This window comes from Curtobacterium sp. LFS079 (genome assembly GCF_047977865.1).
In the GTDB taxonomy this organism is placed as follows: Bacteria; Actinomycetota; Actinomycetes; order Actinomycetales; family Micrococcaceae; genus Arthrobacter.
On record NZ_JBFPFO010000014.1, the window covers coordinates 102,229 to 108,290 of the forward strand.

The following is a 6,062-nucleotide window of genomic DNA, read 5'->3' on the forward strand; positions in this document are numbered from 1 at the left end:
TCCTAGTAGGCGAAGGCCAGCACGTCGTCGCCGCCCGCAGACGGCGGGGTGCCGCCGTCGTCCTTCTTGTCCTTGTCCGCGCCGCCCAGCGCGGTGGCATGCGCGAGCTCCGGCATCGCCGAGGCAACACCGCCACGCACGTACTTGACCAGCAGCCGCACCTCGACCACCAGCAGCACCGCGTAGATGCCGGACAGGACCACAAGGGAGGTGATGAGCTCGCCGGCGGAAACTCCCGGAGACACGGCGGCAGCAGTGAACATGAATACCTGGTCGATGCCCGAGGGGTCCGGGTTCGGCGCCACCACGAAGGGCTGGCGGCCCATCTCGGTGAAGATCCAGCCGGCCGCGTTGGCTCCGAACGGGGCGAGGATGCCGAAGACGGCCAGGCGCATCAGCCAGCGGGACTGCGGCACGACGCCCTTGCGGGTGAACCAGAGGGCCAGCAGGGCGGCAAAGGCGGCAAGCCCGCCGAAACCGATCATCATCCGGAAGCCCCAGTAGGTCACTTCCATGACGGGTACGTACTGGATTTCCTTGCCGGCGCGGTCTCCGTAGAGCGGGTTGTCCGGCAGGTGCGTGCCGTACTTCTCCTGGTATTCGGGAAGGAGGCTGTTCACGCCCTTGACCTCGGTGGTGAAGTCGCCCTTGGCCAGGAAGGACAGGATGCCCGGCACCTCGATCACTGCCACCACATCGTCGCAGTTCCTGCCACCGATGTTGCCGACGCTGAGCACAGAGAAGCCGGTGCCGTCGTGGCAGGCGGCCTCGGCGGCGGCCATCTTCATGGGCTGCTGCTGGAACATGAGCTTGCCCTGCAGGTCACCGGTGAACGCGGTGCCGGCAAAGGAGATCATCGCGACGACGGCGCCGATCCGGAGCGAACGGATCCACACGGTGTAGTCGGCCTTGTCGCGGCCGGGGATGGCGGCGCTACCGGGAAGAAGCCGGCCGTCCTGGCCCACGGTGTCGATCCCGTCGTGGCGGCGGCGCCACAGGTGGTACCAGGCGATGCCCAGCAGGAAGGCACCGGCCACGCCGAGGGCGCCGAAGAGTGTGTGTGGAACGGCAACGAGGGCGGTGTTGTTGGTAAACACAGCCCAGGCGTCGGTCATGACGGGCCGGCCGTCGATCATCTCGACGCCCACCGGGTGCTGCATCCAGGAATTGGCCACGATGATGAAGTAGGCGGAGAACAGCGAGCCGATGACGGCGATCCACAGGCAGGCGAGGTGGACGCCGCGCTTGAGTTGCTTCCAGCCGAAGATCCAGAGGCCCAGGAAAGTGGACTCTACGAAGAACGCCAGCAGGGCTTCGAGCGCCAGCGGGGCGCCGAAGACGTCACCCACGAAGCGGCTGTACTCACTCCAGGCCATGCCGAACTGGAATTCCTGGACGATGCCGGTGGCCACGCCCATGATGAAGTTGATCAGGAAGAGCTTGCCCCAGAACTTGGTCATCCGCAGGTATTCGGGCTTGCCCGTGCGGTACCAGAGGGTCTGGATGATGGCCACGACCAGCCCGAGGCCGATCGTCAGCGGAACCATCATGAAGTGGTAGACGGTGGTGATCCCGAATTGCCAGCGTGCGATTTCCAAGGCGTCCATGGCTGTCCTTTGTCCGGCTGCCCGCAGAGCGGCCTGCTTCTTCTACGTTTCGTAGAAAACCATTTGTTCTACACAGTGTAGAACAAAATCGCCGCCCATTGCGCACCACTTTTCCAGCGGCACCGGAGCCCCGCAAGGGTCCGACACGCCGTGGGTTCTACCTCATGTAGAACGACGGCCCGAAAAGCGCTAGATTTGATACTGGAATGTTGGATCATCGCACCCCGCATGGCCCGATCGGCTGTTGGGTGCGGAAAGCAGGGATGTATCGATGGCAAGTCTTGGCGAACTCGAACGGGCAGTCATGGACCTGCTCTGGGCAGGCCAGGAGGCGGCAACCGCCAATACGCTCCGTGACCTGCTGGCCCGTGATTCGGAAGCCGGGGGCGGAAGCGCCGGCCACCAGGGCAAGGACCTCGCAGTCACCACCGTCCTGACCGTGCTGTCCCGACTGGAGAAGAAGGGCCTCGTCGAGCGCGAACGCGGCACCCGCCCGCACCGCTACCAGGCCATCTCCAGCAGGGAAGACCACACCGCTGAACTCATGCACGAAGTCCTGGGGTCTGCCCCGGACCGCGAAGCCGTGCTTGCCCGTTTCATCGGCTCCGTCACCGAAAGTGAAGCGGCCACGCTGCGCAAACTGCTCGGCGAACACTAGCTCCGATGTTCTGGACCTCATACTTTCTGGCGGTCCTTGCTCTGGTGCTGGCCTGGCCGGTACCGCTCTTCCTTTCCCGCGCCGTCTGGCCGGCCCGGGCGCCCTTCACTGCGATGGTCCTCTGGCAGGCCATCGCCCTTGCCGGTGGCCTCTCGATGATCGGCGCCATGCTGGTCTACGGACTCGAACCGGTCGGCGACAACTTGATCGCAGGCCTGCGCGCCCTGGCCGGCATGGTCCTGCGCAACGAGCCCACTACGGCGCTTGGCTTCTGGCACCTGTTCGCCCTCTCGGCCGCAGCCCTGCTCAGCGCCCACCTCGTCTTCACCCTGCTGCTGACCTACGTCAAGATCGAACGCCAGCGCAGGCGCCACCGCGAACTGCTGGCACTCCTGGCCTCGCCTTCCGCCGACGGGCCGGGCACGGTGGTCATCAACCATGATTCCCCCGTGGCGTACTGCCTTCCCGGCGGCGCCCGCTCCGTAACGGTCCTTTCGGACGGACTCATGGCGCGGCTTGAGCCGGCCGAACTGCGGGCTGTGCTGATCCACGAAAACGCCCATCTGAGCCAGCGCCACGACCTGCTGCTCTGGGCCTTCGCCGCCTGGCGCCAGGCGCTGCCCTGGTTCCCCACCACCCGCTACGCCCAGCTCGCCGTGAACTCGCTGATCGAAATGCTGGCCGACGACGTCGCACTGCGCAGCGAGAGCAAGGCGACACTGATCAAGGCCATCGCCCTGGTGGCCGGCGGCTCCGCGGGGCCCGCGGGCGCACGGCCGGCCCTCGCCGCGCCCGGACAGGCGGGCGGCGACGGCACCCTTGGCGGAACAGGCGGCTTCAGCGGAACGGGCAGCTTCAGCGGGACGGGCGGCGCCGATTCACCGCGTACGACGGCGTCCCGCGTCAGCCGCCTGCTCTCCCCCGAGCCGCCGCTCAAGCCCGCCTACCGCGCCCTGGTGCTGGCGGCGTCGGCCATCCTGCTGGCGGCCCCGACGGCGCTGCTCATCGTGCCGGGCCTGCTCGGCTGACGCCGGCCACCTCGCCCCCAGCGGAATGTCCGCAGGGAAATCAGGCGTCGATGCGTTCGCGATCCAGGCGGGCGGCGCCGTCGATGATGAACTCCTTGCGCGGGGCGACATCCGAGCCCATCAGCAGATCGAAGACGTGCTCGGCCTGTTCCAGATGCTCAATCCCCACCTTCCGCAGCGTGCGGTGCCGTGGGTCCATGGTGGTCTCCGCCAGCTGCTGGGCGTCCATTTCGCCAAGGCCCTTGTAACGCTGGATCGGCTCCTTGTAGCGCTTGCCTTCCTTGGCGAGCCTGGCCAGCAGCACGTGCAGTTCAGCCTCCGAGTAGGTGTAGATCATCTCGTTGGCCTTCTGGCCGGGGTTGATGACCTCCACGCGGTGCAGCGGCGGCACCGCGGCGAAGACGCGCCCGGCCTCGACCATGGGCCGCATGTACCGGAAGAACAGAGTGAGCAGCAGCGTTCGGATGTGGGCGCCGTCGACGTCGGCGTCGGTCATCAGGATCACCTTGCCGTACCGTGCCGCATCGATGTCGAAGCTGCGTCCGGAACCCGCGCCCACCACCTGGATGAGGGCGGCGCATTCAGCGTTCGAGAGCATGTCCCCCACCGAGGCCTTCTGGACGTTCAGGATCTTGCCGCGGATGGGCAGCAAGGCCTGGAAGTCCGAGGACCGGGCGAGCTTGGCGGTGCCGAGCGCCGAGTCGCCTTCCACGATGAACAGTTCGGAGCGTCCGACGTCGTCCGTGCGGCAGTCGGCCAGCTTGGTGGGCATCGAGGAAGTCTCCAGGGCGTTCTTGCGCCGCTGCGTCTCCTTGTGGACCCGCGCGGAAATGCGCGACTTCATCTCACTGACGATCTTTTCCAGCAGCAGCGTGGACTGGGCCTTGTCATTGCGGTTACTGGAGTTCAGGCGCGCCGTGATTTCCTGCTCCACCACCTTGGCCACGATGGCACGAACGGCCGAGGTGCCCAGGATTTCCTTGGTCTGCCCCTCGAACTGCGGCTCGGCCAGGCGCACGGTCAGCACGGCGGTGAGGCCGGCCAGGATGTCGTCCTTTTCGATCTTGTCGTTGCCGGCCTTGAGCTTGCGGGCGTTTGACTCGACGGCCTTCCGGAAGGTCTTCACGAGGGCCTGCTCGAAACCAGCCTGGTGGGTGCCGCCCTTGGGGGTGGAAATGATGTTCACGAAGCTGCGCATGGTCGTGTCATAGCCGATGCCCCAGCGCAAGGCGACGTCCACTTCGCAGTCGCGTTCGACCTCGGCGATGGTGCTGTGGCCCTTGTCGTCCAGGACCGGCACGGTCTCCTTGAACTTGCCCGCTCCGTGGAGGCGCCAGATGTCCGTGACGGCGGTGTCGGCGGCGAGGAAGTCAACGAACTCCGAGAGGCCGCCGTCGTGGTGGAAGACCTCCTCGTGCGGGCCGTCCTCGCCCGGCGTGCCGGCCAGGCGCCGCTCGTCGCGCACCGTCAGCTTGAGTCCCGGGATCAGGAAGGAGGTCTGGCGGGCACGGGCGGCAAGATCCTCGTAGGAGAATTTGGCGTCCGGGGTGAAGATCTGGCGGTCGGCCCAGTAGCGGATGCGGGTGCCGGTAACGCCGCGCTTGGCCTTGCCGACGACGTCGAGCACCGAGTTGTCGACGAACGGCTCGAATGTGGCGGCCGGGTTCGGCTTGGAGCCGCTGTCCTTGAAGCGTCCCGGCTCGCCGCGGCGGAAGGACATCTGGTAGGTCTTGCCGCCGCGGTCCACCTGGACGTCCAGGCGGCTGGAAAGGGCGTTGACCACGGACGCGCCCACACCGTGCAGGCCGCCGGAGGCCGTGTAGGAGCCTCCGCCGAACTTGCCGCCGGCGTGCAGCTTGGTGAAGACGACCTCGACCCCGCTCAGGCCCGTCTTGGGTTCGACGTCCACCGGGATGCCGCGGCCGTCATCGTGGATTTCCACCGAGTTGTCCGCGTGCAAGATGACCCTGATGTCGTGGCCGAAACCGGCAAGGGCTTCATCGACCGAGTTGTCGATGATTTCCCACAGGCAGTGCATGAGGCCGCGCGAGTCCGTGGAGCCGATGTACATACCCGGGCGCTTGCGGACAGCTTCGAGTCCTTCAAGGACCGAGAGGTGCCGGGCGGTGTATTCAGAGCTCGGGGCCACGGGCGGAGCGCTCCTTCGGTTGGACTGGCGGCAAAAAGGGCTTCTCCTAGGCTAGCCGCACCAGCCCGCCAAGGCTGTTTTGCCACACCCGCGGAGCGTGGCCTCACGGGTGGTGTTACGCACATGTGATACGCGCACAGCGAACGTGACCCTTCCTTGCCGGGTTTTGGCCTGTCCGGCTGCTTATATGGATCTACAGAACTATCTAAGGAGGCCGACCATGACAACAGCTGTTGCAGACCGCACGCTCACTGCTGCTGACCGGTGCGATCGTTGCGGAGCCCAGGCGTATGTCCGCGTTGTACTCGAGACCTCCGGTGGCGAGCTGCTTTTCTGCGGGCACCACGCGCGCGCAGTGGAAGCGACTCTCCGTCCCAAGACCTCTGAATGGCACGACGAGACGTCCCGCCTGCACGAGAAGGAAGCCGTTCCGGCCGACTAAGCTGCAGGACTCCGGCCCCCTGAACGGGGGCCGCACGGGACAAGCAAACACAAAACGGGCGTGGGGGGGGGGGGGGGGGGGGGGGGGCGGCCGGGGGGGGGGGGGGGGGGGGGGGGGGGGGGGGGGGGGGGGGGCGGGGGGGGGGGGGGGGGTGGTGGGGGGGACGCCCCCCGGGGCG

5 protein-coding genes are annotated in these 6,062 nt (G+C 66.9%); 3 read left to right on the forward strand and 2 right to left on the reverse strand.

The features are described from left to right. Positions 1-2 precede the first annotated feature (2 nt). On the reverse strand, positions 3-1,607 hold the full coding sequence (locus ACNQPB_RS18040) for a cytochrome ubiquinol oxidase subunit I (protein ID WP_498753794.1): 1,605 nt from the start codon (positions 1,605-1,607) through the stop codon (positions 3-5). Positions 1,608-1,878: 271 nt separating this feature from the next. Here ACNQPB_RS18040 and ACNQPB_RS18045 point away from each other — a divergent pair, with 271 nt between their 5' ends. Together ACNQPB_RS18045 and ACNQPB_RS18050 are read left to right on the forward strand one after the other, a co-directional pair. Continuing rightward, a complete protein-coding gene (locus tag ACNQPB_RS18045; RefSeq protein ID WP_498753795.1) occupies positions 1,879-2,265 on the forward strand; it encodes a BlaI/MecI/CopY family transcriptional regulator in 387 nt (128 codons plus the stop codon). 5 nt (positions 2,266-2,270) lie between these two features. Beyond that, on the forward strand, positions 2,271-3,293 hold the full coding sequence (locus ACNQPB_RS18050) for a M56 family metallopeptidase (RefSeq protein WP_498753796.1): 1,023 nt from the start codon (positions 2,271-2,273) through the stop codon (positions 3,291-3,293). Positions 3,294-3,333: 40 nt separating this feature from the next. Here the strand turns inward: ACNQPB_RS18050 and ACNQPB_RS18055 are convergent, their stop codons facing one another. Then, positions 3,334-5,442 (reverse strand): DNA gyrase/topoisomerase IV subunit B, encoded by a 2,109-nt coding sequence (locus ACNQPB_RS18055; RefSeq protein WP_498753797.1) that lies wholly within the window; start codon positions 5,440-5,442, stop codon positions 3,334-3,336. Between the two features lie 220 nt (positions 5,443-5,662). Here ACNQPB_RS18055 and ACNQPB_RS18060 point away from each other — a divergent pair, with 220 nt between their 5' ends. Continuing rightward, on the forward strand, positions 5,663-5,884 hold the full coding sequence (locus ACNQPB_RS18060) for a DUF7455 domain-containing protein (RefSeq protein WP_498753798.1): 222 nt from the start codon (positions 5,663-5,665) through the stop codon (positions 5,882-5,884). Positions 5,885-6,062 lie beyond the last annotated feature (178 nt).